This window comes from Marinobacter sp. ST-43 (genome assembly GCF_030541085.1).
GTDB lineage: Bacteria > Pseudomonadota > Gammaproteobacteria > Pseudomonadales > Oleiphilaceae > Marinobacter > Marinobacter nauticus.
Genome location: NZ_JASSVO010000010.1, coordinates 1 through 26,115, shown reverse-complemented (window position 1 = coordinate 26,115; position 26,115 = coordinate 1). Strand labels below are relative to the sequence as shown.

At 57.7% G+C, this 26,115-nt stretch carries 28 protein-coding genes; 12 read left to right on the top strand and 16 right to left on the bottom strand.

Annotated elements, in window-relative coordinates; genetic code table 11:
• Positions 1-122: 122 nt before the first annotated feature.
• Genes ilvG through ilvD form a run of 3 tightly spaced genes read left to right on the top strand, consistent with a single transcriptional unit; the run spans position 123 to position 3,793 of the window.
• Positions 123-1,820 carry an acetolactate synthase 2 catalytic subunit gene (gene ilvG, locus QPL98_RS12925; RefSeq protein ID WP_222562625.1) on the top strand — a complete coding sequence of 566 codons (1,698 nt, stop codon included), beginning with the start codon at positions 123-125 and terminating at the stop codon, positions 1,818-1,820.
• Complete coding sequence (locus QPL98_RS12920; protein ID WP_011785586.1) at positions 1,817-2,095, top strand: ACT domain-containing protein; 279 nt, start codon at positions 1,817-1,819, stop codon at positions 2,093-2,095. Before ilvG ends, QPL98_RS12920 begins: the two co-directional genes overlap by 4 nt.
• Before the next feature lie 21 nt (positions 2,096-2,116).
• Positions 2,117-3,793, top strand: coding sequence for a dihydroxy-acid dehydratase (gene ilvD / locus QPL98_RS12915; RefSeq protein ID WP_199453397.1), 1,677 nt, complete (start codon positions 2,117-2,119; stop codon positions 3,791-3,793).
• 299 nt (positions 3,794-4,092) lie between these two features.
• Here ilvD and QPL98_RS12910 read toward each other — a convergent pair whose 3' ends face one another.
• The 3 genes from QPL98_RS12910 to QPL98_RS12900 form a co-directional block, all read right to left on the bottom strand.
• Positions 4,093-5,274: an acetyl-CoA C-acyltransferase gene (locus QPL98_RS12910; protein ID WP_199453399.1), complete on the bottom strand. Its 1,182-nt coding sequence runs from the start codon at positions 5,272-5,274 to the stop codon at positions 4,093-4,095.
• Positions 5,275-5,451: 177 nt separating this feature from the next.
• Positions 5,452-6,600 (bottom strand): acyl-CoA dehydrogenase family protein, encoded by a 1,149-nt coding sequence (locus QPL98_RS12905; protein ID WP_199453401.1) that lies wholly within the window; start codon positions 6,598-6,600, stop codon positions 5,452-5,454.
• A 77-nt stretch (positions 6,601-6,677) separates the two neighbouring features.
• Positions 6,678-7,439 carry a 3-hydroxyacyl-CoA dehydrogenase gene (locus QPL98_RS12900; RefSeq protein WP_121206981.1) on the bottom strand — a complete coding sequence of 254 codons (762 nt, stop codon included), beginning with the start codon at positions 7,437-7,439 and terminating at the stop codon, positions 6,678-6,680.
• Between the two features lie 117 nt (positions 7,440-7,556).
• Here QPL98_RS12900 and QPL98_RS12895 point away from each other — a divergent pair, with 117 nt between their 5' ends.
• The 7 genes from QPL98_RS12895 (at position 7,557) to QPL98_RS12865 (ending at position 16,440) form a co-directional block, all read left to right on the top strand.
• Positions 7,557-8,000: a MerR family DNA-binding transcriptional regulator gene (locus QPL98_RS12895; RefSeq protein ID WP_011785591.1), complete on the top strand. Its 444-nt coding sequence runs from the start codon at positions 7,557-7,559 to the stop codon at positions 7,998-8,000.
• Positions 8,001-8,051: 51 nt separating this feature from the next.
• Positions 8,052-9,218: an isovaleryl-CoA dehydrogenase gene (locus tag QPL98_RS12890; protein ID WP_014420930.1), complete on the top strand. Its 1,167-nt coding sequence runs from the start codon at positions 8,052-8,054 to the stop codon at positions 9,216-9,218.
• Between the two features lie 170 nt (positions 9,219-9,388).
• Positions 9,389-10,996, top strand: coding sequence for a carboxyl transferase domain-containing protein (locus QPL98_RS12885; protein WP_303293385.1), 1,608 nt, complete (start codon positions 9,389-9,391; stop codon positions 10,994-10,996).
• Positions 10,997-11,008: 12 nt separating this feature from the next.
• Positions 11,009-11,815 carry an enoyl-CoA hydratase-related protein gene (locus QPL98_RS12880; RefSeq protein WP_303293384.1) on the top strand — a complete coding sequence of 269 codons (807 nt, stop codon included), beginning with the start codon at positions 11,009-11,011 and terminating at the stop codon, positions 11,813-11,815.
• Positions 11,815-13,803 carry an acetyl/propionyl/methylcrotonyl-CoA carboxylase subunit alpha gene (locus tag QPL98_RS12875; RefSeq protein WP_303293383.1) on the top strand — a complete coding sequence of 663 codons (1,989 nt, stop codon included), beginning with the start codon at positions 11,815-11,817 and terminating at the stop codon, positions 13,801-13,803. Before QPL98_RS12880 ends, QPL98_RS12875 begins: the two co-directional genes overlap by 1 nt.
• On the top strand, positions 13,803-14,711 hold the full coding sequence (locus QPL98_RS12870) for a hydroxymethylglutaryl-CoA lyase (RefSeq protein ID WP_199453403.1): 909 nt from the start codon (positions 13,803-13,805) through the stop codon (positions 14,709-14,711). Before QPL98_RS12875 ends, QPL98_RS12870 begins: the two co-directional genes overlap by 1 nt.
• Before the next feature lie 40 nt (positions 14,712-14,751).
• A complete protein-coding gene (locus QPL98_RS12865; protein WP_222562629.1) occupies positions 14,752-16,440 on the top strand; it encodes an AMP-binding protein in 1,689 nt (562 codons plus the stop codon).
• Positions 16,441-16,500: 60 nt separating this feature from the next.
• On the opposite strand, the gene QPL98_RS12860 is transcribed toward QPL98_RS12865, so the two are convergent.
• Positions 16,501-17,328, bottom strand: coding sequence for a hypothetical protein (locus QPL98_RS12860; RefSeq protein WP_303293382.1), 828 nt, complete (start codon positions 17,326-17,328; stop codon positions 16,501-16,503).
• A gap of 64 nt (positions 17,329-17,392) precedes the next feature.
• Entirely contained in the window at positions 17,393-18,028 is a 636-nt protein-coding gene (locus QPL98_RS12855) for a glutathione S-transferase family protein (RefSeq protein WP_303293381.1), read from the bottom strand.
• Positions 18,029-18,174: 146 nt separating this feature from the next.
• On the opposite strand from QPL98_RS12855, the gene QPL98_RS12850 reads away from it, so the two are divergent.
• Entirely contained in the window at positions 18,175-19,131 is a 957-nt protein-coding gene (locus QPL98_RS12850; protein ID WP_303293380.1) for a YafY family protein, read from the top strand.
• 74 nt (positions 19,132-19,205) lie between these two features.
• Positions 19,206-19,688 (top strand): VOC family protein, encoded by a 483-nt coding sequence (locus QPL98_RS12845; protein ID WP_303293379.1) that lies wholly within the window; start codon positions 19,206-19,208, stop codon positions 19,686-19,688.
• A gap of 72 nt (positions 19,689-19,760) precedes the next feature.
• Here the strand turns inward: QPL98_RS12845 and QPL98_RS12840 are convergent, their stop codons facing one another.
• The 11 genes from QPL98_RS12840 to QPL98_RS12795 form a co-directional block, all read right to left on the bottom strand.
• Positions 19,761-20,057, bottom strand: a complete 297-nt coding sequence (locus QPL98_RS12840) for an antibiotic biosynthesis monooxygenase (RefSeq protein WP_113878842.1) — start codon at positions 20,055-20,057, stop codon at positions 19,761-19,763.
• A gap of 103 nt (positions 20,058-20,160) precedes the next feature.
• Positions 20,161-20,658, bottom strand: a complete 498-nt coding sequence (locus QPL98_RS12835) for a PH domain-containing protein (protein WP_023010739.1) — start codon at positions 20,656-20,658, stop codon at positions 20,161-20,163.
• A 194-nt stretch (positions 20,659-20,852) separates the two neighbouring features.
• Positions 20,853-21,272, bottom strand: a complete 420-nt coding sequence (locus tag QPL98_RS19460; RefSeq protein ID WP_222447693.1) for a GFA family protein — start codon at positions 21,270-21,272, stop codon at positions 20,853-20,855.
• A gap of 3 nt (positions 21,273-21,275) precedes the next feature.
• Positions 21,276-21,623, bottom strand: coding sequence for a hypothetical protein (locus QPL98_RS12830; RefSeq protein WP_303293378.1), 348 nt, complete (start codon positions 21,621-21,623; stop codon positions 21,276-21,278).
• A gap of 19 nt (positions 21,624-21,642) precedes the next feature.
• A complete protein-coding gene (locus QPL98_RS12825) occupies positions 21,643-22,125 on the bottom strand; it encodes a bifunctional 2-polyprenyl-6-hydroxyphenol methylase/3-demethylubiquinol 3-O-methyltransferase UbiG (RefSeq protein WP_303293377.1) in 483 nt (160 codons plus the stop codon).
• Positions 22,126-22,166: 41 nt separating this feature from the next.
• The gene (locus tag QPL98_RS12820) at positions 22,167-23,075 is read right to left on the bottom strand and encodes an alpha/beta fold hydrolase (protein WP_303293376.1); all 909 of its coding nucleotides are present in this window, start codon (positions 23,073-23,075) and stop codon (positions 22,167-22,169) included.
• A 69-nt stretch (positions 23,076-23,144) separates the two neighbouring features.
• Complete coding sequence (locus QPL98_RS12815) at positions 23,145-23,741, bottom strand: glutathione S-transferase family protein (RefSeq protein WP_303293375.1); 597 nt, start codon at positions 23,739-23,741, stop codon at positions 23,145-23,147.
• A 71-nt stretch (positions 23,742-23,812) separates the two neighbouring features.
• Entirely contained in the window at positions 23,813-24,163 is a 351-nt protein-coding gene (locus QPL98_RS12810) for an ankyrin repeat domain-containing protein (RefSeq protein ID WP_278350158.1), read from the bottom strand.
• A gap of 36 nt (positions 24,164-24,199) precedes the next feature.
• A complete protein-coding gene (locus QPL98_RS12805) occupies positions 24,200-24,622 on the bottom strand; it encodes a hypothetical protein (RefSeq protein ID WP_278350159.1) in 423 nt (140 codons plus the stop codon).
• 231 nt (positions 24,623-24,853) lie between these two features.
• Positions 24,854-25,177: a hypothetical protein gene (locus QPL98_RS12800; protein ID WP_206851226.1), complete on the bottom strand. Its 324-nt coding sequence runs from the start codon at positions 25,175-25,177 to the stop codon at positions 24,854-24,856.
• A 458-nt stretch (positions 25,178-25,635) separates the two neighbouring features.
• Positions 25,636-26,007 carry a VOC family protein gene (locus QPL98_RS12795; protein ID WP_303293374.1) on the bottom strand — a complete coding sequence of 124 codons (372 nt, stop codon included), beginning with the start codon at positions 26,005-26,007 and terminating at the stop codon, positions 25,636-25,638.
• Between the last annotated feature and the right edge of the window lie 108 nt (positions 26,008-26,115).

The following is a 26,115-nucleotide window of genomic DNA, read 5'->3' as shown; positions in this document are numbered from 1 at the left end:
GGGGGCTTTTGCGTGGACAAGCGGGTGAGATAGCGACAACCTGACAACGACACCAGAAACCCCCGGCACCGCAAGGTCCCGGGGGTTTCTTTTTTGCGGCAAAGAGAAAGGGAAAAACGACCATGAACGGCTCACAGCACATTCTTGCAGCGTTCCACCGCCATAACATCAGCACGGTTTTCGGGTATCCGGGTGGCTGCATCATGCCCCTGTATGACGCGCTGGTGGATGACGTGGGAATGGAGCATGTGCTGTGCCGCCACGAGCAGGCCTGCGCCCTGGCGGCAGACGGATACGCCCGGGCCAGTGGCCAACTGGGGGTTTGTATTGCCACCTCCGGCCCCGGCGCCACCAACCTGATCACTGGCGTTGCCAACGCCTACATGGATTCCATTCCCCTGCTGGTGATCACCGGGCAGGTCCCCTCCGGATTGATTGGCACCGACGCCTTTCAGGAAACCGACATCCTTGGCATGACCCTGGGCATCGTCAAACACAGCTACCTGGTGGATGACCCCGAAGACCTGCCGGGCATTCTGGAGGAAGCCATCGACCTGGCCCAGGCTGGCCGCCCCGGGCCGGTATGGATTGATATTCCCAAAGACATTCTGTTGTCCGAGATTAAGGCTCCAGCCCCGGCCTGCAACGAGGCACCGCCAGCGGATTGCCCGGAGATCGGCCCGGCCCTGGCCATGCTGAAATCAGCCAGGCGGCCCCTGCTCTACAGTGGTGGCGGTGTGTCTCTGGCCGGAGCCGAAGACCGTTTTCGTACCTTTGCCGAAGTCTCGGGGCTGCCGGGCGTGGTTACCCTCAAAGGCATAGGCAACGCCGGCCGAAACAACCCGAATGATCTGGGCATGCTCGGCATGCACGGTTCCCGGGCGGCCAACAAGGCGGTTGACGAGTGCGACCTCCTGGTCGTCATCGGCGCCCGGCTGGATGACCGTGCCACCGGCAAGCTCGACGGTTTCGCGCCCAATGCCCGGATGATCCACATTGATGCCGATGCCGCCGAAATCAACAAACTGCGGCCGGCAGACCTGTCTCTGCGTGGTGACCTGAACGCCATCCTGGCGGCATTAACCCATGCCATTGCGGCTGAGCCACTGGCTGTCGACGCCTGGCAGAAACAATGCCGCACCTGGCATACCACCGGAGGCTTTCGCGCCGCCGATAACGAGGAACCGTTGGCCCCCATTACCGGCCCCGCATTCATCCGTCAGCTTTCCGGCATCACCGGCGACAACACCGTCATCGCCTGCGATGTTGGCCAGCATCAGATGTGGGTTGCCCAGTACTACCAGTTCGCCCACCCACGCCACCACCTGACCAGCGGAGGCCTGGGCACGATGGGCTTCGGGCTTCCGGCGGCCATCGGCGCCCAGTTCTCGGACCGAACACGCACCGTCATCAACGTGACCGGTGATGGTTCGTTCATGATGAACGCACAGGAACTGGCCACCATACGGCGCTACAACCTGCCGTTGAAGCTGATCATTCTGGACAACCAGTGCCTGGGCATGGTTCGTCAGCAACAGGAACTGTTCTACAACAACCGCGAGAGCCAGATCGATCTGGACGACAATCCGGACTTTGTCGCCATGGCCCGGGCGTTCGATATCCCGGCCCTGCACATTGAGCGGACCGACCAGATCCGCCGCGGCATCGAAACCATTCTGGCTTACAACGGCCCGATGCTGCTGCACGTTGCCATCAGTCGTGAAGAGAACGTCTGGCCCATCGTCAAAGCCGGCGCCAGCAACAAGGAAATGATTGACGAACCCCGTAAAGCGAACAGCCGCAAGGAGCAGGTAGCATGAAGCCGAATCATGAAAGCGCCAGTCAACGATATACCCTGAATTGCCGCATGAACCAGGAAGCGGCAGCTCTGGAGCGGCTGTGCCGGGTGGTGCGGGTACGCGGCTTCCGGATTTCCAGGATGGCCATGGAATCAACTGGCGATACCCTCGACATTGCCCTCACGCTGGAGGGTTCCCGGCCAGTTGCTATGCTTCAATCTCAGCTGGAGAAACTGCATACCGTTGCCGGAGTTGAACTGGTCTCCGATACCATGGCACGGTCGCGATCGGCTTGAAACGACGGAGAGGGATAACGCATGACAACCGATAAACGACGCCGACACTCGGCACCGGTGGTAGACGGAATCAATAAATCCGCCAGCCGGGCCATGCTCCGGGCGGTTGGTTTTACCGACGAGGATTTCCGCAAACCTCAGATTGGCATTGCCTCCACCTGGAGCAACCTCACGCCCTGCAACATGCACATTGACGGCCTGGCCCGGGAGGCCGCCAAGGGTGCCGACGGAGCCGGGGGCAAGAGCCTGATATTCAACACCATCACCATCTCTGATGGCATCGCCAACGGCACCGAGGGCATGAAATATTCTCTGGTGTCGCGCGAGGTGATTGCCGATTCCATTGAGACCGTGGCCGGTTGTGAGGGCTTCGACGGACTGGTCGCGATCGGTGGCTGCGACAAGAATATGCCCGGCTGCATGATGGGCCTGGCCCGGCTGAACCGGCCCTCGGTCTTCGTTTACGGCGGCACCATCATGCCCGGCGAAAACCATACCGACATCATCTCTGTGTTTGAGGCGGTGGGCGCCCATGCCCGCGGTAACATGAAGCTGATCGAAGTCAAACAGATCGAGGAAACCGCGATTCCCGGCCCAGGCTCCTGTGGCGGGATGTACACCGCCAACACCATGGCCTCTGCCATTGAGGCCATGGGCATGAGCCTGCCAGGCAGCTCGGCCCAGAACGCCGTTTCCGACAGCAAACTGGCGGATTGCGAAGCCGCAGGCGCCGCGGTGCTGAAACTGCTGGAAGCCGATATCAAGCCCTCCGACATCATGACCCGGGAAGCGTTCGAGAACGCCATCACCGTGGTGATCGCGCTGGGCGGTTCCACCAACGCCGTGCTTCACCTTCTGGGTATGGCCAGTACCGTGGGAGTGGAGCTGTCACTGGACGATTTCGTACGCATCGGCAAACAGGTACCGGTCCTGGCAGACCTTCGCCCCTCCGGCCTCTACATGATGTCCGAGCTGGTGGCCATTGGCGGCATTCAACCGCTAATGAAGATGCTGCTCGACCGGGGGCTGCTGCACGGGGACTGCCTCACGGTGACCGGCAAGACCCTGGCAGAAAACCTCGAGACCGTGGTGCCCTACCCCGAAGACCAGCAGATCATCCACGCCTTCGACAACCCGATCAAAGCCGACAGCCATTTGCGCATTCTCTACGGCAACCTGGCTCCGGAAGGCTCGGTGGCGAAAATCACTGGCAAGGAAGGCACCCATTTCTCCGGCCGCGCCCGTGTCTTTCACTCGGAAGAGGAGGCCCAGGCACGCATCCTGGACGGCACCGTGGTGGCCGGCGACGTGCTGGTGATCCGATACGAAGGCCCCAAGGGCGGGCCCGGCATGCGGGAAATGCTCAGCCCCACCTCGGCGATTATGGGCAAAGGTCTTGGCAGCGATGTAGCCTTGATTACCGACGGCCGCTTCTCCGGTGGCAGTCATGGTTTTGTGGTTGGCCATATCACACCAGAGGCCGCCGTGGGCGGGCCAATTGCGCTGGTGGAAGACGGCGACACCATCACCATTGATGCCGTGAGCAACTCGATTGTGCTGGAAATCTCTGACGCGGAAATGGAAAAACGGCGCAAAGCCTGGACGCCGCCAGAACCCAGATTTACCCGGGGCGTGCTGGCCAAGTATGCCCGTGTGGTGAGCTCTGCATCTACTGGGGCCGTAACAGATCTGCCTTAGTGGGGCTTGGGTTCCCAGCCTTCTCGTCTAGGGGCAGGTACGGGGGTATGGGGTATTTTTTCTTCGGGAAAAAGAACTCGCTTCGCTCAGACACCTTTTTCCTGTCAGAAAAAATACCCCATACCCCCTACCGACGTGCATCACTGGTATACCCCTAATGCCCGTCGGCGCGGGGTGGTCGGTGGATTTTTCGCCGGAAAAAGGTGTCTGAGCGAAGCGAGTTCTTTTTACAAGAAAAATCCACCGGCCATCCCGCAAGCCCGCCCCAGAGCTGACAGGCTACAGGGAATATCAGCCGATCAGATCAACTCAATAGCCACAGCCGTGGCTTCACCACCACCGATGCAGAGCGAGGCTACACCACGCTTAAGCCCACGCTGTTTCAGCGCATTGATCAGGGTGACGATGATCCGGGAGCCGGAGGAGCCGATCGGATGCCCCAGCGCGCAGGCACCGCCGTGCACGTTGACCTTCTCCGCAGGAAGCTTCAGCTCATTGATCGCCGCGAGGGTGACCACGGCAAAGGCTTCGTTGATCTCGAACAGATCCACATCATCCATACTCCAGCCTGCTTTCTTCAGCACCTTTTCGATGGAGCCGATGGGCGCGAGTGTGAATTCAGCCGGTAAGCGGGCGTGAGTCGCATGCGCCACGATGCGGGCCTGCGGGGTCAGGCCCCGGGCATCGGCTTCGGCGGCGGAGGCCAGTACCAGCGCGGAAGCACCATCACTGATGGAGCTGGAGTTGGCGGCGGTGACAGAACCGTCCTTAGCGAACGCGGGTTTGAGGTGTGGAATTTTCTCCGGTTTGGCGTTGCCCGGTTGTTCATCGGTATCCACTTCGGTGTCGCCGCCGCGGCCCGGAACGGTTACCGGTACGATTTCGTCCCGGAACCAGCCGTTTTCGATGGCCGCCAGGGATTTCTGCAGGGAGCCGATGGCGAATTCATCCATGGCCTGGCGGGTGATGTCGAATTTGTCAGCCGTGCGCTGCGCGAATACTCCCATCAGCCCACCTTCGTAGGCATCTTCCAGACCGTCCAGGAACATGCTGTCGAGTACCTGGCCATGGCCCATGCGCATGCCGGCGCGGGCTTTCGGCAACAGATACGGTGCCTGGCTCATGTTTTCCATGCCGCCGGCGATCATGATGTTGTTGGTGCCAGCTTTGATCTGGTCGTGGGCCATGATGACGGCCTGCATGCCGGAGCCGCACATTTTGTTGATGGTGGTACAACCTGAGCTGTCCGGGATGCCAGAGGCCCTCGAGGCCTGGCGGGCTGGTGCCTGGCCCAGCCCCCCGGGCAGTACGCAGCCCATGATCACTTCCTGGATGTCTGCCGGCTGAAGGCCGGAGCGTTCAATGGCTGCCTTAATGGCGACGGCGCCCAGGTCCGGTGAACGTACCGAGCTCAGGGAGCCCATCATTCCGCCCATGGGGGTTCGGGCGGAGCCTGCTATTACTATATCGTTTGAGCTCATGGTGACTGTCCTCATTTTTTGGTGAGCGGTCGGGTGCGGGGAGGCCTTTCAGAAACACGCTGTAAATACATCCCTGTACGCTCGACAAAAGCCATCCATGGCTTTTGACGGTTCCTGAAAGGCCTCCCCGCACCCGCCCGGTCAACGTCTATATCTGTCCGAAAAAGTGATAGGGGATTAGCGACCTAAAACCGACCGGGCAATGATTTCCTTCATTACTTCCGAGGTGCCGCCATAAATCCGCTGCACCCGGGCATCAATAAAGTTCCTGGAAATCGGGTACTCCGTGGTGTAGCCATAGCCGCCAAACAGCTGCAAACAGCCATCAGCAACACGACACTGCATCTCGGTAGCGCTGTACTTGGCCATGGACGCCGTGGGGGCATCCAATTTGCCCTGTTCGTATTCCCGAATGCACTGATCCACAAACGCTTTGTTGATGCGGTAATCCGTTTCCATGCGGGCAATTTCGAAGCGTGTGTTCTGCAACTGACTGAGCTTTTGGCCAAACAGCTCACGCTCCTGGGCATACTGGATGGTCATGTCCAGCGAGCCCCGGGCCGCTGCCACACCCAGCGCTCCGATCACCAGTCGCTCACGGGGCAATTCGCGCATCAGGTAAACGAAACCCTGTCCTTCCTCGCCCAGCAACGCCGAGGCAGGTATGCGCATGTCGGAGAAAAACAGCTCGGAGGTATCGCCAGAGTGCTGGCCAATCTTGTCCAGGTTCCGGCCTTTGCTGAATCCTGGCAACGACGTATCGACCAGAAACAGGCTGATCCCTTTGGCTCCGGCTTTGGGATCGGTTTTGGCGGCGACGATCACCATATCGGCGTGTTGGCCGTTGGTGATGAAGGTCTTGGAGCCATTGAGGATGTAGTCGTCGCCGTCTTTCACAGCGCTGGTGCGCATGGCCTGCAAGTCGCTGCCGGCGCCCGGCTCGGTCATGGCGATGGCGCCTACCGCCTCACCTGATACCATCTTCGGCAGCCACTGCTGTTTCTGCTCTTCATTGCCGATATGGCTGAGGTAGGGCGCGACAATGTCGGAATGCACCATCACGTTGGTGGAAAGCGCACCGAATCCCAGCCGGGCAAGCTCCTCACCCACCACGACCGAGTACTGGAAGGGTGCACCGCAGCCGCCGCAGTCTTCCGGCACATCGACACACAGCATGCCTGCATCGCCCAGAGTGTTCCAAAGCTCCCGTGGCACAATGCCGCTTTTCTCCCAGGCCTCGTAATGCGGGGCCACTTCGGTTTCCAGAGCCTTGATCACAGACTCCCGGAAAAGAGCCAGTTCTTCCTGATCGACAGGGTTAGTCATATCACTCACCTGTGGTTACCGGTTCGCTTTTGGCGAACACCATTACAGAAACCTGCTTTTGGCAGGTTATTCCAATGTCACTTTGGCGCCATCCGCAGGGCACAATCAAGCCGGATGACTTCGCCATTCAGAATCGGGTTGCGCACCATCTGGTCCACCATCATCCCGAACTCTTCCGGCTTACCGAGGCGTTTCGGGAACGGCAACGTGGCTGCAAGGCTGTCCTGCACTTCCTGGGGCATACCCGCCAGCATTGGTGTCATAAACAGGCCAGGAGCAATGGTATTCACCCGAATCCCTTCACGGGCCAGCTCGCGGGCCGCCTGCAGGGTCAGGGACACCACACCGCCTTTGGATGCGCTGTAAGCCGCCTGGCCAATCTGGCCTTCGTAGGCAGCAACCGAAGCGGTATTGATGATGACACCGCGCTCGCCGTCACCGTTCGGTTCCCGTTGCGCCATATCGGCAGCCGCCAGCCGCAAGATATTGAAGGTGCCGATCAGATTAACCTGGACCACCTTGCTAAAGCTTTCCAGCGGCATCACACCTTCCCGGCCCAGAATCTTGGCCGCCGGCGCAATACCCGCGCAGTTCACGGCGACACCGCAGGGGCCGTGAGCCTCTCGCGCAGCAGTAACAGCAGCCTCAGCACTGTCGGCCGAGGTCACATCGCAATGCAGGAAGATACCGCCGAGCTCAGCCGCAACCTTTTCGCCCTGCTCCTTGTTCACATCAAGAATCGCAACCTTGCAGCCAGCCGCCGCCAGAGCACGGGCAGCGCCCTCACCCAGACCGGAGGCACCGCCTGTTACAATTGCCGGCACATTCTGGAATTCCATCGGGTACTCCTTATTAACAATGATCGAAGTCTGATCCGCGGGTATCCATTCGGACCACAAAAACACTTTACGTTTACGTAAACTTTAACTAACCTTGGTGAAAAAAGGAAATCCGTCATGAGCGAAAAACGAACTTTCAGTATCAGCGAGCTTTCCCAGGAGTTCGATGTAACCACCCGGAGCATCCGGTTCTATGAAGACCAGGGGCTGCTCAAGCCCACCCGGCGCGGGCAAACCCGGATCTTCAGCACCAAGGACCGCGTTCGCTTGAAGCTTATTCTCCGGGGCAAGCGCATGGGCTTTTCCCTGGCCGAAACGAAAGAACTGTTCGACCTCTGGGACGAAACGCTGACCGGCAATGAAAAGCAGTTGCTGAAGATGCTGGAAATCCTCAGCGCAAGACGGGAACAGCTGGAACAGCAGAAAGAAGACATCGCCATGGCAGAAATGGAAATGGATACCGCCGAAGCGCGGTGCCGCGAGGCCCTGACCGAACTGCAGAAGAAAAAGGAAGAGCAGGGCCTGACGACGAACACCAAAGAAACCGCTGTCAGCAAATAGCACCTGGCAGCCAACGGATACCCGACGTTAAAAACAAAAAGGTAGCAATCGATGAAATCACAGTACTCAGAGCTCAATTTCGGCCTCGGCGAGACCCTGGACATGCTCCGGGAACAGGTGAACAACTTCGCCGCCACCGAAATCGCCCCGCGGGCCGAGGAAATCGACAAAAACAACGAATTCCCCATGGACCTATGGCGCAAACTGGGCGACATGGGCCTGCTGGGCATTACCGTCAGCGAAGAGTACGGCGGCTCCGACATGGGCTATGTGGCTCACGTCATCGCCATGGAAGAAATCAGCCGCGCCTCGGCCTCCGTTGGCCTCTCTTACGGTGCCCACTCCAACCTGTGCGTGAACCAGATTCACCGCAACGGCACCGAAGAACAAAAGCAGAAATACCTGCCCAAGCTGGTCACCGGTGAACACATCGGCGCCCTGGCCATGTCCGAGCCCAACGCCGGCTCCGACGTAATCTCCATGAAACTCCACGCCCGCGACGAAGGCGACCACTACGTCCTCAACGGCAACAAGATGTGGATCACCAACGGTCCGGACGCACACACTTACGTTATCTACGCCAAGACCGACCCGAAAGGCGGTTCGAAAGGCGTCACCGCCTTTATCGTAGAGCGCGACTACCCGGGCTTCAGCCGTCACCAGAAACTCGACAAACTCGGCATGCGCGGCTCCAACACCTGTGAACTGGTGTTCCAGGACTGCAAAGTTCCCAAAGAAAACGTCCTGGGCGGCGTGGGCAACGGTGCCAAAGTCCTCATGAGCGGCCTCGACTACGAACGCCTCGTCCTCTCCGGCGGCCCGCTGGGCATCATGCAGGCTGCTATGGACGTGGTCGTCCCCTACATCCGAGAGCGCAAACAATTCGGCCAGGCCATCGGTGAATTCGAGCTGGTACAGGGCAAAGTCGCCGACATGTACACCTGGATGAACACCGCGAAATCCTACGTCTACATGGTGGCCCAGTCCGCCGACCGCGGCGAAACCACCCGCAAAGACGCCGCCGGCGCCATCCTCTACTCCGCCGAAATGGCCACCAAACTGGCCCTGGACGCCATCCAGCTGCTGGGCGGCAACGGCTACATCAACGAATACCCGACCGGCCGCCTGCTGCGGGACGCGAAACTCTACGAAATCGGCGCTGGAACGTCTGAAATCCGACGGATGCTGATCGGTCGTGAGCTGTTCCTGAACAAGTAACGACGCACAGAATCCAGCTCCAATTGTACGACTAGGGACTGGAGGGGTGTCGTTCCGAAAATGTCGGAGGCCATGGATGGCCGGAGAGAAGCGCACATGGATGTGCTCGTAGCGGTTTTCGGAACGACACCCCTCCAGGCCCGTGCCCCCAACCCGAGGGACCACGGAACATGACGATACTCCAAAGCAAAATCAACCCAAGGTCCGACGAATTCCAGGCCAACCACCAGGCCATGCAACAAGCCGTCGCCGACCTCCGGGAAAAAGTCGAAAAAATCCACCAGGGCGGCGGCCCCGACTACCAGAAGCGCCACACCGACCGAGGCAAACTCCTGCCCCGCGAGCGCATCAACACCCTCATCGACGAAGGCTCCCCCTTCCTCGAAATCGGCCAGTTCGCCGCCTACAACGTCTATAAGGAAGAAGTGCCCGCCGCTGGCGTCATCGCCGGCATCGGCCGCGTCTCCGGCACCGAGTGCATGATTATCGCCAACGACGCCACCGTCAAAGGCGGCACCTACTTCCCGCTAACCGTGAAAAAACACCTGCGGGCCCAGGAAATCGCCATGGCCAACCGCCTGCCCTGCATCTACCTGGTGGATTCCGGTGGCGCCAACCTGCCCCAACAGGATGAAGTCTTCCCCGACCGCGACCACTTCGGCCGCATTTTCTACAACCAGGCCCGGATGAGCGCAGACGACATTCCCCAGATTGCCGTCGTCATGGGCCTGTGTACCGCCGGGGGCGCCTACGTGCCCGCCATGGCCGACGAATCCATCATCGTCCGTAACCAGGGCACCATCTTCCTGGCCGGCCCACCGCTGGTAAAAGCCGCCACAGGTGAAGTGGTCAGCGCGGAAGACCTGGGGGGCGCAGACGTGCATTGTAAAATCTCCGGTGTCGCCGACCACTACGCCGAGAATGATGCCCACGGCCTGGAAATCGCCCGGCGCTGCGTGGCCAACCTGAACCGTCGCAAACCAGTACCGGTTGAGGTCCAGAAGCCCCGCGCCCCGCTGTACGATCAGGAAGAAATCTACGGCATCGTCGGCACCGACCTGCGCAAGCAGTTTGATGCGCGCGACGTCATCGCCCGCATCGTCGACGGCTCAGAATTCGACGAATTCAAGCGCTATTACGGCTCCACCCTGGTAACCGGGTTTGCCCACATCCACGGCTACCCCGTGGGCATCATCGCCAACAACGGCATCCTGTTCAGCGAATCCGCTCAGAAAGGCGCGCACTTTATTGAACTGTGTTGCCAACGCAACATACCCCTGCTGTTCCTGCAGAACATCACCGGCTTCATGGTCGGCCAGAAATACGAAGCCGAGGGCATCGCCAAACATGGCGCCAAGATGGTGATGGCCGTGGCCTGTGCCAACGTGCCCAAGATTACCGTTCTGATTGGCGGTAGCTACGGTGCCGGCAACTACGGCATGTGTGGCCGCGCCTACAGCCCGGACTTCCTGTGGATGTGGCCGAATGCCCGGATCTCCGTCATGGGCGGCGAACAGGCAGCCGGCGTGCTGGCGCAGGTACGCCGGGAAGGCCTGGAGCGTAAAGGCCAGAGCTGGAGCGCCGAGGAAGAAGCCGAGTTCAAGAAGCCCATTACCGAAACCTACGAACACCAGGGCCACCCGTACTACGCCAGCGCCCGCCTGTGGGATGACGGCGTGATCGACCCGGCCCAGACCCGGGAAGTGGTTGCCCTGAGCCTGTCTGCCACCCTCAACCGGCCCGCCAGGCCAACGCGCTTCGGCGTGTTCCGCATGTAAAGGAGCGCAGCCATGTCACAGCAAGACACAGCGGTTCTGCTGCACCAACGGGGCGATGGCGTCTCGGAAGTGGTGTTGAACCGCCCGGACAAACGCAATGCCTTCGACGACGTGATCATCCAGCAGCTGATTCAGGCGCTGGAACACGTGGACCGGGATGAGCAAACCCAGATTGTTATCCTGCGCTCAGAGGGCAAACACTTTTCCGCCGGTGCCGACCTTGGCTGGATGCGCCGCATGGCGGACAACACCCGCCAGGAAAACCTGGACGACTCCCGGGAACTGGCCCGTCTGATGAACACCCTGAACCACCTGTCCAAGCCCGTGATCGGCCTGGTGCAGGGCGCGGCCTTCGGCGGCGCGGTCGGCCTAGCGGCCTGCTGCGACATCGTGCTGGCCACTGAAAAAGCCAGCTTCTGCCTGAGCGAAGTCAAACTCGGCCTGATTCCGGCCGTGATCAGCCCCTATGTGGTGCGAGCCATCGGCGAACGTCAGGCCCGGCGCTACTTCCTGTCGGCGGAAGTCTTCAGTGCTCAGGAGGCGCAGCACTACGGCCTGGTTCACCTGGTGTGCGAAGACGAACAGGCCATGCACCAGCGTTGCGACGAGCTGCTACTGCAACTTGCGCTGAACGGTCCCGAAGCCATGAAAGCAGCCAAAGAACTGGTCTTTGCGGTCAGCCACAAGACCATCACCTCCGAAGTGATTGACGACACCGCGCAGCGCATCGCCGATATTCGTGTGGGCGAAGAAGGCCAGGAAGGGCTCAGCGCTTTCCTGAACAAACGAAAGGCCAGTTGGACTCCGGAGACAAAATAATGTTTAACAAGATCCTGATAGCCAACCGGGGCGAAATCGCCTGCCGGATCATCCAGACGGCCCATCGAATGGGCATCCGCTGCGTGGCAGTCTATTCCGCAGCCGACGCCAACGCCCGGCACGTAGCCATGGCCGACGAGGCCTTCTACATCGGCCCTGCCCCCAGCTCCGAAAGCTACCTGAGGGCCGACAAGATTATCGAGATTGCCAAAGAAAGTGGCGCCCAGGCCATCCACCCGGGGTACGGTTTCCTGTCTGAAAACACCGACTTCGCAGAAGCTTGCGAAGCCAACGGTATCGTCTTCATCGGCCCGCCCTCTTCCGCCATCGCCGCCATGGGCTCCAAGTCCGCGGCAAAAGCGATCATGGAAGACGCCGGTGTACCGCTGGTGCCGGGCTACCACGGCAAGGACCAGTCGCCGGACCTGCTGCGGGCTGAAGCCGAAAAATGCGGTTTCCCACTGCTGCTGAAAGCGGTTGCCGGCGGCGGCGGCAAAGGCATGCGGGTGGTCGAGAACATGGCCGAATTCGACGATGCCCTGGCCGCGGCCCAGCGCGAGGCAAAAAATGCGTTCGGCAACCCGGACATGCTGATCGAGCGCTACCTGACCCAGCCTCGCCATGTTGAAATCCAGGTGTTCTGCGATCAGTCCGGCAACGGCATCTATCTGGCCGAGCGGGACTGCTCCGTGCAGCGCCGGCACCAGAAAGTGCTGGAAGAAGCGCCCGCCCCCGGCCTCAGTGAAGACACCCGCAAAGCCATGGGCGAAGCCGCGGTGCGGGCGGCCCAGGCCATCAACTACGTGGGCGCCGGCACCGTCGAGTTTCTGTACGACGTGGACGGTTCCTTCTTCTTCATGGAAATGAATACCCGCCTGCAGGTAGAACACCCGGTCACCGAAATGGTCACCGGCCAGGATCTGGTGGAATGGCAACTGAAAGTGGCCTGGGGTGAGCCCCTGCCGCTGACCCAGGACCAGGTAAAGACCCGTGGCCACGCCATCGAGGCGCGTATCTACGCCGAAGATCCGGATCAGGACTTCCTGCCAGCCACCGGAACCCTGCGTTATCTGAGCACTCCGGATGAGTCTGCCCACGTGCGGGTAGATACCGGCGTGACCGAAGGCGATGAAATCAGCATCCACTACGACCCGATGATTGCCAAACTCATCGTGTGGGACGAGACCCGCGAACAGGCGGTCAACCGCATGGTTCAGGCCCTGGAGCACTACCGTATCGCCGGGCTGAAAACCAATATCCGGTTCCTGCACGCGGCGGTGGATGCGCAGCCATTCCGCGAAGCCGAGCTGACCACCAACTTCATTGCCACTCACAACGACCTGCTGTTCCCGAAATCCAGACTGGATCTGGACAAGGCACTGGTGCTTGCCGCTGGATTCATCCTGGAGCAACGCAAATCAGCGGAACCGGTTACCGCAGACCCCTGGTCGCCGTTCGGCCGCAAGAACAGCTGGCGCATGAACTCCGAATACGCCCAGCCTCTCACCCTCCAGGTGGCCGACGATAAACACGAGCTCAAGATCCTGGAACGGGATGACCGCTACCAGGTGTTTGTGGGCGGCAGCGTGTACCACCTGAACGCCAAACTGAATGACGATTACCTGCAGGCGGTGATCAACGGCCACCGGCTAAGCGTGCACGGCAACCTGCACAACGAAGAACTGGTGCTCTTCTACGAGGGCGATACCTTCAAGTGCACCGTATACCGGGAAACCTACGGGTTTGAGGAAATGGCCAGCGAAGGCAGCCTGGCGGCGCCCATGAACGGCTCCGTAGTGGCGATTCAGGCCCAGGTAGGCGACAAGGTAACGGCCGGCCAGACGCTGGTGATCATGGAAGCCATGAAAATGGAACACGCCATCAAGGCACCCGCCGATGGTGTGGTTTCCGAGATTTTCTTCGCCGAGGGTGACCAGGTGGCCGAGGGTGCGGAACTGATCGCCATCGACACCGGGGAGGCAGAATAATGGCCTTTCCGAAGCAGGCTCGGTTGGTGGAAATGAGCCCCAGGGACGGGCTTCAGAATGAGCCCGGCGATGTGATCGCCACCGAGGTCAAAACCGGCCTGATCGACCGGCTGGCCGATTGCGGTCTCAGTCACATCGAGGCCGCCAGCTTCGTATCACCCAAATGGGTGCCGCAAATGGGCGACGCGGCCGCAGTGATGGCCGGCATCACCCGTAAACCCGGCGTTCGCTACTCGGCCCTCACCCCGAACCTGAAAGGATTCGAGGGCGCCCTGGCGGCCGGGGCCGACGAAGTAGCGGTATTCGGTGCGGCATCGGAGTCCTTCACCCAAAAGAACATCAACTGCACGATTGCTGAAAGCCTGGAGCGCTTTGCACCGGTGGTTGAAGAAGCCCGCAAACACGGCATTCCCGTACGCGGTTACGTGTCTACCGTGATGGGCTGCCCGTACGAGGGCGATATCCAACCGGCACAAGTGGCCACCGTGGCCAAGGCCCTGTACGACATGGGCTGTCACGAAATATCCCTGGGCGACACCATCGGCGTGGGTACGCCCCTGAAAGCCAAGCGGATGCTCGAAGCTGTGGCCGCCCATGTGCCCATGGACAAACTGGCGGCACATTTCCACGACACCTATGGCCAGGCCCTGGCCAACCTGTACGCAGTACTGGAAGAGGGCGTAAGCGTGATTGACGCCTCTGTGGCCGGTCTGGGCGGCTGCCCTTATGCCAAAGGGGCATCTGGCAACGTAGCCACCGAAGACGTGCTATACCTGCTTAACGGCCTGGGCATCGATACCGGCGTGGATCTGAACAAGCTGGTGAAAACCGGCGACTGGATCTGCGCGCAACTGAAACGTCATAACGGCTCTAAAGTGGGCCAGGCACTCGGGGGCCTGTGCCAGTAACTTTCCAGCCCTCAACTACAAAAACAATGGAGGCAGAGACATGAGCAAGACTCTCCCAAGTTACACCAGCGGTATCGCAGAAAAGCCACTGCTGGGCATGACCATCGGCGATATGCTGGACCGCACCGCCCAACAGTTTCCCGACAACGAGGCTCTGGTGTGCCTGCACCAGGACATTCGCTGGACTTACAAAGAGTTCGTCGACAAGGTGAACGAGGCGGCCCGGGCGTTCATAGCCATCGGCGTCAAGCGTGGCGACCGCGTGGGCATCTGGTCACCCAACCGTTACGAATGGACCGTTACCCAGTTTGCGACTGCGAAAGTAGGCGCCATTCTGGTAAACATCAACCCGGCCTACGGTGTGCACGAGCTGAAGTACGCCACGAATCTGGCCGGCATCAGTGTGCTGGTTACCGCCGACAGCTTCAAAACCTCCAACTACCGGGAAATGATCTACGAGCTGGCCCCGGAACTGAAACGCAGCGCTCCCGGTAAACTCAAAGCTGACAACGTCCCCGATCTTCGGGCGGTCATTAACGTACACCCGGATAACCACGAGGGTATGTGGACCTGGCAGGATTTCCTCGGCTTTGCCGGCGACGTATCAGAGGCAGACCTTGCCAAGCGTCAGGATGAGCTTCAGTTCGACGACCCCATCAATATCCAGTTCACCTCCGGCACCACCGGCAACCCGAAAGGCGCCACGCTCACCCACCACAACATTCTGAACAACGGCTATTTTGTTGGTGAAAGCCAGCGCCTGACCGAGAACGACCGGCTGGTGATTCCAGTGCCGCTCTACCATTGCTTCGGCATGGTGATGGGCAACCTGGGCTGCATCACCCATGGCACCGCCATGATCTACCCGAGCGAAGGCTTTGACCCGAAAACCGTACTCCAGGCCGTCCACCAGGAAAAAGCCACGGCCTTGTACGGTGTGCCCACCATGTTCATCGCCGAACTGGCCGACCCGGAGTTCGACAGCTACGACCTTTCCACCCTGCGCACCGGCATCATGGCAGGTTCCATCTGCCCCGCCGAAGTCATGAAGAAGGTCAACGGCAAAATGCACATGAAGGAAGTGCAGATTGCCTACGGCATGACGGAAACCAGCCCGGTTTCCACCCAGACCAGTTCCCTCGACCCGTTCGAGAAGCAGGTCACCACCGTGGGCCGCACCCAGCCGCACCTGGAAACCAAGATTGTCGACCCGGGCACCGGTAACGTCATGCCCCGCGGTGAGATTGGCGAACTGTGTACCCGCGGCTACAGCGTAATGCTGAAGTACTGGAACAACGAGGAAAAGACCCGCGAAGCCATCGACGATGCCGGCTGGATGCACACCGGCGACCTGGCGACCATGGACGAGGATGGTTACATCCAGATCGTGGGCCGCATCAAGGACATGGTGATCCGCGGTGGTGAAAACATCTACCCGAAAGAGATCGAAGAGTTCCTCTACACTCACCCGGCCATTGAAGAGGTGCAGGTAACCGGTATTCCGGACGAGAAGTACGGTGAAGAGCTGATTGCCTGGGTGAAACTGCGGCCCGATGCAGACCCGGTAACCGCAGAGGACCTGCAGGCCTTCTGCAAGGGCAAGATCGCCCACTTCAAGATTCCCAAAAACTACAAGTTTGTGGATGCATTCCCGATGACCGTGACCGGGAAGATCCAGAAGTTCAAGATGCGGGAAATCTCGATTGAGGAAATGGGACTGAAGCAATAATCGAATACCGCCCAACCCCAGGAAACCCGGCCACGGCCGGGTTTCTGCTATCAGTGAAACCTAATGCTTGCTCATACGCTTGTACCGGTAGGGCTCACCCTCTTCATTCTGCAGTTGATAATCGTAGGCAGCCTGGAGCCCGGTTTCGTCTTCCGTCTCCTCCTCCGGTTCCTGCTCCAGACAGCGCGGGTATAGAGGTGAAAACATGGCCACGACAATGCCAATGGCGCAGAAGAACCCAAAGGCATCGGCATACCCCACCTGCCCCACCAGCATACCGACCACAGGCGAGCCCGCTGCCTGTCCCAGAGACACCGCCATGAATGGCAGCACCGGCCCCATGGACAGCCGCCCCGGTAACAAACGAATCCCTGTCATCAGGTACAGCCCGGTCAGACTCATATAGGCCAGGCCGAACACCAGGGCTGAAAACGCTGCCAGCGGCAGGTTGTCTGGACTGGCAGCCAACAGAGCCAGGCTCGCCGCAAGCATCATCAACATCAATGCCTGGGTGATCGGCGGGTTATTGCGGTCTGCCAGATCGGCAACCACGGCACCACCCAGGCCAGCAACCCCGACGCCCAGCCCCAGTGACAGGGCTCCGGCCGACTGACTGATCAAAGCAAGTCCGACTACCCCAAAAACGCCGGAGGCCATCGCCGTATTTCGGGCGCCGAGACGGTCGGCACACCAGGGCGCCACCAACGAAGCCAGGGCAAAACTGATCAGAGGGAGTGCACCGATGATACCGATCACATGGGGCGACAAAGACAGATCCGCACGAATGGGCGGAACGAACAGGCCGAATGCAAAGCGCGCAAGGCCGAAGCTGATCGCAATCAACCCTGCGCCCAGTAATGCGAATGCTGTGCTTGAGGGAAACCTCATGCCACCTCCGCTGACTGAAAAGCATGGTGAACCATGTATTCAAATGTCAGCGTAGTCGCCAACCTCAGCCAGCGGCAACTTTGAGTTGCTCTGCCAGTTCGTCGTCCAACACATTGGCACGTTTAGCCGCTGGCCGGCTTTCCAGTCTGTCGGTGTACTCCCGGAACACATCGAGCCTGGGGATGTTTTCCTGCATCATTTCCCACCAAAGGTAACTACTCACCAGCACATCTGCAGCCGTGAACTGATCACCGCAGATATAGGGAGTTTTTGCCAGCGCTTGTTCCAGTACCTTAATACTGTCATTGACTGGCCCACACCCTACAGCCTGCTCGTTGCTGCTATCTATCCGCCAATCATAAGCGATGGCGCTGCTCGCCATTTCAAAAGGCCCCGCCATAAAAAACAGCCAGCGGTAATACCCGCCACGCTCCGGTGCGTGGAGCCCGGGAGCCAGATTCTTTTCCGGGAACCGATCGGCCAGCCAGGCACAGATCGCGGCGACTTCAGTCACCACCACGTCGCCATGCTTGATAGCGGGCACCTTGCCCATCGGGTTAATGGCCAGGTATTCCGGCCCTTTCATATCCCCGCCAAACTCCAGTGTTTTCACCGTATAATCGGCACCCACTTCCTCCAGCATCCATCGAACCACGCGCCCACGGGACATGGGATGGGTATAGAACGTCAGATCTGACATATTGATCTCCTTTTCCTGCCAGTTGTTTTCATGATTGTGTGTACTGCAGCGCCAGCTTATGCGGCAACTAGGCAAGAATCCGTCCTAAATAAATGAAATAATTCGTGCCATCATCTGACGGCTGATTCAGCTCCCCGGAGGCGCCCATGTCTGGCCCAACCACCCGTGTATTGACTGTTCTGGAACTACTTCAGGCTCATGGCCAGTTGGGCGGAGGGGAGTTAGCGCAACGGCTGGGCGTAAACCGGCGCACGGTTCGGCGCTACATCCGGATACTGGAGGATCTGGGTATCCCTGTGATGACAGAACAGGGGCGCTACGGTGGGTATAGACTGGTGGCGGGCTTCAAACTACCGCCGATGATGTTCACCAACGAGGAAACGCTGGCGATCTCGCTGGGCCTGCTTTCCGCGAAGCAACTTGGATTGACCGATGCAGCGCCCGCCATTGCGAGTGTTCAGGCCAAACTGGAGCGGGTAATGCCCGACAAGCTGAAAAGTCGGGCTCGGGCCATCAGCGAGACAGCCAGAGTAATCCTGCCGCGCAAAGAGCCCAATCTGGATGAACATGCACTGGACACACTGGCCACTGCCACAGAAACCGCTCGTTCAGTCCATTTCATATACCACGCTCCACAACACCCGGAAATGGAGCGGAAAATCGACCCCTACGGCCTGGTTTTCAGACAGGGGCGCTGGTATGTCACGGGGTTTTGCCATCTCCGATCGGCCATGCGCTCATTCCGACTGGACCGAATCAGCGAGGTTCAGCTGCTCGCAGACCGCTTCACACGGCCTGCAGATTTTGATGCCGCGGAATTCCTGCACCAGAGCTTCATGGCCTGGAACAATACCCACGCGGTATCCCTGACCTTTCATACCGATCCTGCAACGCTAGCCTCATTATTTGATCCCGGCGAATACTGCCGTGATGGCATTCAGCAAACTGCCGATGGGCTTTTGATGGAAACCCACGTCGACAGCTTCGAGTGGTTCGCCAGCTGGCTCGCCCAGCTGACCTTTGCTTTCACCATTCATTCCCCTGCTGAGCTCAAACACGCGGTAAAGGCGCACGCCACTCGCCTTCTGGATAGTTGCCGATAGCCGTCGTCGATTTCGACCATTCCCAACCGACTAGACTCATAGACACAAACCAAACGTCCAGGAGGGTTATTGCCATGACACATCCGAGAAATACCATTTGCCTCTGGTTCAACGGCCAGGCTGAGGAGGCCGCTCAGTTTTATACCAGCATCTTCCCCGATTCCTCAGTCGGCAGGATATTGCGCGCACCCGGGGATTATCCCGCCGGATCCAGGGGCGACATCTTAACGGTTGAATTTACGGTGCTTGGCGTTCCCTGCCTTGGGCTCAACGGCGGCCCCGCCTTCCAGCATAACGAGGCCTTCTCTTTCCAGATTGCGACTTGGGATCAGGAAGAAACAGATCGCTATTGGCATGCCATAGTCGATAACGGGGGCGAGGAAAGTGCGTGCGGATGGTGCAAAGACAAGTGGGGACTTTCGTGGCAGATAACCCCTGTGGCCCTTACCGGGGCGATCAATAACCCGGACCCCAATGTTGCCAAGCGTGCCTTCGACGCCATGATGACCATGGGAAAAATCGATATTGCTGCAATCGAGGCAGCGGTTGGCCCCTGAGAGCCACACCTGGATCAAGTGATGGGAGCAAGAAACGCCACTGGCTGGTCGATTGACGCTTTGCAGCCAGAGCTAACGGGTAAAGTCTTCGACTTCCTCATAGTGCATCACTGAAACGCGCTCCCCCAGTGCCCGCATGCCGACCATCTGCGCAGGGTTTTCCCCGCTCCAGAATGCTTTCCAGCTTTCCACGGAATCCCATTTCGCGACGGTGAGCACCTCGGTTTTGTCCTCAGGACTGCGGAGCATAAAGCTACCCAGGGCTCCGGGCACGGTTTCATGGATATGGTTGGTGGTGCGAACCCAAACCTTCTTGAAGTCCGCGAAGTTCTCTTCCTTAACTTTCCAACGATAAACAACCCGAATCATACTGCCTCCTGCAGTTCCCTGGAAATCCCGAGGAGCTTATGGTCATTCAGGAGTCCTGAGCGGCCACTGCACAACCTTTTTAAACCCGTCCACGTGGATTTTACTAGACGTCATATCCCATGCTCTCGATCTTATCGAGCAGCAATCCATGGCCGTTTAGATAGATTGAGATTCTAATCGTCCTCCCATGGCGAAAACGAAGAACGTACCAATGCAGATGCTTGTTAAAGCTTATGCTTCTTAACTCGCTCCACGTAAACCGCCGTTTACCCTGCCAAAGGCTTTGAAACGTCAGGGACTCATCATCAAAGCAACCTCTGGTCCAGATCACCTCGGCCCATCCATAAATCGCGAAGGCGCCAAACATCTCCAACATCAGGATGATGGGGATATCCTGACCGCCATGGTCAACAAAAAACAACAACCAGAGCATTCCTGCCGCAATCAGCGTAGACGCCAAGCTGGTCAATATAAGGAACCAACCGAAGAAAAGCTTACCGCCGGTCTCAGCAGTTGATGATCTCTTTGCCGCATTGCTGACGATATAGTAGGTCAGAAAACTACCCACCACGCTGATTACAATCTTAGCCAAGACTTCCATGTTTGCTTTGAATCCAAATAGTTACAGGCGGGAGAACCCAGAGATCACCTTCAGCGGCTCAATGCCCCCCGAACCTGGAGATGGAATTACCAATTACCTACCCCGCTGTTGCCAAGCCTGCCTTCGACACCATGATGACCATTGGAAAAATCGATATTGCTGCTATCAAAAAGTTCAGTGGAGGCTAGAACGGGCTACAACATACTATCAAGCGTTTCCAAGCTTTCAGGCCCGCCGGCCAATCGCACACACCGAGCCGATTCTTCTTCCCAGGATGCAGCAGACTCTGTGTGAAGATGAACAGATATCTTCGACGTAAGAGTCTCTTCCAACAAACCAGCAGGAATCCAGACCATCCCGCTGTCCCTCAGACTATTAGGAACCGGACTGCCACAGACCGAGCAAAAATCGCTTCTGAACCCACTGGGCTTCTTGTAACTGCGTATACCACTCTCACCGGAAACCCACCGAAAGGCATGCTCATTTACAAAAGTTGCGGCATTCGCCGCCGCTCCAGTGGCTTTTCGGCAGAGCGAACAGTGGCACTGATAGAGGTTTCGGATTTCCTCTGTGATTTCAAACTTTACATTTCCACAGAGACATTCGCCCTTCATAGATCATTCCTTTCGCCAGCTGCCCCGTTCCCGGACTAATACCTCATCTCGGTTACGTATAACTTCAAGCAATCCATCCTGATGCACGTAGTACGTGGTATTTCCATTCTCAAACTTATACCCAAGAAAACGGCAGGGAGTATCGCCGTCGGCACAGAGTGTGTGCCAGGAACTCCCTTCCAGCATGATGCTATTTCCTGTTGCCTTGCTTGTACCGTGATAGGTCATTTGGTCGCACGAAACCTCGCCTTCAGCGCAGCGAGATTCTATATTGACGATGAACCTCTCTGTTGCCAGCTCCGCCGCCGAGGCAGAAAACGAAAAAAAAGCGATGACAATGAGCTTTTTCATATGCCGCTTAACCCGTTGATTACGAGGGGCCGCTCACCGACCAGGGATGCACCGTCTGCATGACCATTCTTCCCCGAGGGGCGAGCAACGGCCTGAGGGCCTCCAGCAACTCGGCCACGTCTTCATGCAGGATCGAGAAGTTCACAGACACCACATCAAAGTCGCGGCCTATCTTCCGGGCATCGTCGACAAGCTCAGAATAGGTACAGACGTGGAATCGTCCTCCCCCAAGAGACCGGGCCGCTTCAATCAACCCGGGTGAGCCATCCACCCCGACGCAGTCAACACCATGCCTGGCGAGCGCCCGTACCAGCCAACCTTCTCCGCACCCCAAGTCAAGCACCCGCCTCGGTTGTTGGGCGAGCACGGCGTTGACCATGGACTGGTCGGTCACCAGGCGGCGACTCTCGATATCGCCGTCGCGTACCGCCGCTGTCCAGAGTTCGGCGTTCGTTATCCAGCTCTGCGCCAACTCGGATGGTTTATTGGAGCTGCTGCTCATTCAGAATTCCCGCGTGCCACCAAGCATGCCCTGCCCGGCAGTTAAATGGGTTTACGGCCCTTTTCCTCGATCGAGTCAATGGCCTGTTTCAAAAGCTCATTGAACGCCTCAGGCCTTTCCAACATCGGGAAATGGCCAGCGTCCTCAATGTACATAAGCTGGTAATCATCAATGTGTTTTCTATTCTCTTCCACCGCTGTCGGCCACAACCTGGCGTTTATCGAGATGACGGGCACCCTGACTTCATCAAACGCAGTGGCCGCTTCGCCAGTGACGTATCGCTCCAGATAGTTTCGGAAAGTGTTCAAGGCAATGGCCTTTGGCGCAGAAGACATATCTTCTTTCACCCAGGCAACCAAGGGCTCATCGGCACCTTCAGGAAACATAGGTGCGACAAAATCCTTTACCGCCGTCGTAAAGTCAGCTTCAAAGGGCTGAGCCATTTCATCAACGACACTTTGGGGAATCCGCTCCGCAACGTTCTGTAAGGTATCAACCCCTATCACACCAACAACTCTGGCCGGCATCAATCTGGCTGCTTCGGCAATCACCGCACCGCCCATCGAATGCCCTACAAGAATGGCACGTTCAATGCGCTCTTGATCAACAATGGCCTTCACATCGTGAGCGAAAGCCACCATCGAATAATCAGAGCGGCCAACCGATGAGTGCCCATGGCCCGCCAGATCAACCGTAATCACCTGATAATCGCCGGCAAACGCCGGTATTTGTTGCTGCCAGTAACGTCCGTCACAACTCCAGCCGTGGATAAAAACCAGAGCCGTTTTTCCACCCCCGACCACGTCATAAGCGATTCGTTCTGAGTCAGAAGACAAGGCGACCTTGTGCCTGCCAGGTATCTGGTGAGAGGCACAGCCTGTCAGCAGGAGGAAAGACAACAAAACCAACACTATCGATTTATGCATAAACAATCCCTTTAGTTCATACAAGGCTGTTGTTAAGCGCCCGACGCGGGCATCCGGTTCACTGGATTGGAAAGCTCAGAAAAGCCAATGGCCTCAGGCCATCGGCTTGAAATCTGGCAACGAAGCCACACGCTTCAGCCATGCCAGAATCGCCGGATAGTCTGCCAGTTCAAAGCCGCCCTCGTGAGCTACGTGGGTGTAGGCATAAAGCGAGATGTCTGCCGTGGTCGCATGCTCCCCTGTGAGATAAGGCGTTTTCTGAAGCTGCTGCTCCATCACTCGCAACGCTTTGTGGCCGCCGGCTTGCTTCGACGCATATTCCTCAGCTCTGTCATCAGGCAGCCCAAGGTACTTATTGATGAAGCGGGCTACCGCGATATAGGGCTCATGGCTATATTGTTCGAAAAACTGCCACTGCAGGATACGCGCTTGAGCCAGCCCACCCTCGGGGTATAACGCCGATCCGCCTGCCAGGAAGTTGATAATGGCGTTGGACTCGGAAAGCGTCTCGCCCCCATCGAGTTCAAGCAAAGGTATTTTGCCATTCGAGTTCTTTCGCAAGAACTCGTCGGACCTGGTGTCGCCAGCCAGAATATCGACCTCAATCCACTCGTGGTCGATGTTCAGGAGGTTACACACCAGCTGAACTTTGTAGCAGTTGCCGGATTTGGCATCACCGTAAATTTTCATCTGCTCTCCCTACCGGGCCCCACCGGAGCACCCGATGTAAGCTCCAATCCGGAACGAACTACAATAACGTTTTAATTGACACGGAGGCAGGCCTCCAGCCTCTCTCTCCAGTGCGGCCTGCAGCGACTGGTAATTTTGCCGCCGAACCAAGCAAGCTTGCGCACCATATTGTCGCCTGCATGATGTAAGGCCAACTCCAGAGGAACTGTGCCATGCTCATTCGGAAGATTTGCATCGGCACCAGCCTCAAGCAGGTATTGCGCCAGGGACACATCATCGTTATGTATTGCTGCGCCAAGAGCTGACCCAGCTTGTGGGTCTTGATAATTAACATCAGCACCGGCTTCGATTCGCCCTTTGACCAGCTCCAGATTACCGTTGCGAACCGCAAAGATTAAAAGCTTGTCCAGTGTCAGTTCCATGATTGGGCCTGCGGGCATTGAGATAAGCAACGTGTCCTAGACGTTTCTCTTCCGTGACTTGTCAAACGTTCTATTTTTCCACTTTCCTATCAATCCATATCCACTAAGCCAAACACCCAAAACAAGAATAATCCCCACAAAAGCAAAGAATCGATCATCACCATCAGCCTGACTTACTATTGGATCGCCTCCGCGGAACGACAACTCTCCTGTCAGCAGCGCAAATCCCGCTATCAAGATTAAGACCACTCCTCCAGAGAGGCTCTTGCCGTATTCGCCAAGGCGTTTCGCTGTTCGCTGAGCTTCTATGAACTCGTCTCTTTGTTGTCCCTCATAGTCCTGGGCTCCAGTCAGTACCTCTTCATGCTCGGCTTTCGTTGCACGTGATATCCAAAATGGAGCCGCAAGAAAAACTCCAATAAATCCAAGGGGAATGAGCAAGACTAAAAGAAACTCCACCAGCACTCCTTATGACGTTTAATGCCGGTGCGTTGCGGCCCACCGCAGCGCAAGCGCAGGCACATCCGGCAACCGCCATTGGTTAAATGCTTGCATCCGCAAAAAATCAAGTATTGAAGGGAGGGCACAGTTCAATGTGTACCTCAACCAGAGCAAAATCGCCAAGGCTCTCTCCCGAGATCAGTGGCCGAAACGGAGGCGCTCTCTGAGGGAATGGGCTACAACAACTTGTTAACCATACTTGATGGCGAGCAAAGTTGCCGACACCGCCGCCGCAGCTAAAAACGGCGCTATGAGTATGAGTAAAGAGACTCGATACTCCTTTAGCGACATATAAATCCAATAGGCGGCAACAAAAAAGGAAGCCACCCCTACCCCGTGGGCCCACTTACCCGAAAACTCAGCGAGTCCCGTGCGCCCAGGTAGCGTCACATTGTCGAAATAGAATGCCACCGTACCGGCAACCAGGAACACGAAACTGAACAAACCATTAATGAATGACCAGCGCCGACGATAATAGCTAGCATCCCTGATGACGGGATCAAACTTCCACAATGTCCGGCTCTCCAGATTGTCAATGAGGTTAACGCTTGCGTAAACAGCATCCGATGGAAGGCTGTCGGGCCGGGAACGAAGTTAATGCACTGGTTAGAGCTGCCGAGGTCATACGAATCTGCGCCCCGGCCTCCATCTTCTGAATACCTGTAACACAGCAAATGCGACGACCCCAACCAATGCCACATTCAAAGATAGCTTGGCAAATGATACCCACGTCGGAAACTCCTGGGGAAGCATGACAGCAAAGGAGCGAGGAAATGAGGGTGGGTCTAGTTTCTCCACGCTCTGCCACACAAACGGAAAGGGGAAGCCATGAGGAACTTCGCCCATGCCAGATCGACCATTAACCTTTGACGGTATAAGCAAAGAAGCCATGACGACGACAACCGCTAAACACAAGCATCCGCCTATCTGCTTTGCCATGCCACCCCCTCCCTGCAGGCTGTAACAGCTTATTAAGCATTTATCTGGTGGACGAAGCCAGCTTCGTCTCTGACACCTACTCGGTTGCCATCAGGGTCGCTGATGTTGATAGTCCGACCCCACGAACTTTCCTGGATTTCAGCTTGGATACCCCATGCCCTTATTTCCGCAAGGGCCACCTCCAAATCCTCAACATTAAAGCGCAGTTTGAAGCTACCCTCTTTCGGTGACTTAACGCCATTCTTCGCCTTGCCTCCTTGCTCGACCATCAAATATCCATTCCCGTACTCGAGACACGCGAGCTTGAAGTCACCCTCCTTTTTCTCGAATAGCTGACGCAACCCAAAGAGGTCTCGATAGAACGCCACGCACTCCTCGAAGTTTTCCGTGTTGTCAATGGCCATTTATTTTGACCCACCTTTGGCCAATAAAATTGACCCACCCTTTATAGTCTAGCTTGTAACTTTCTGCTTCAGTCGATAGCTTTCTCCTCCCAACATAAAGATGTGTGA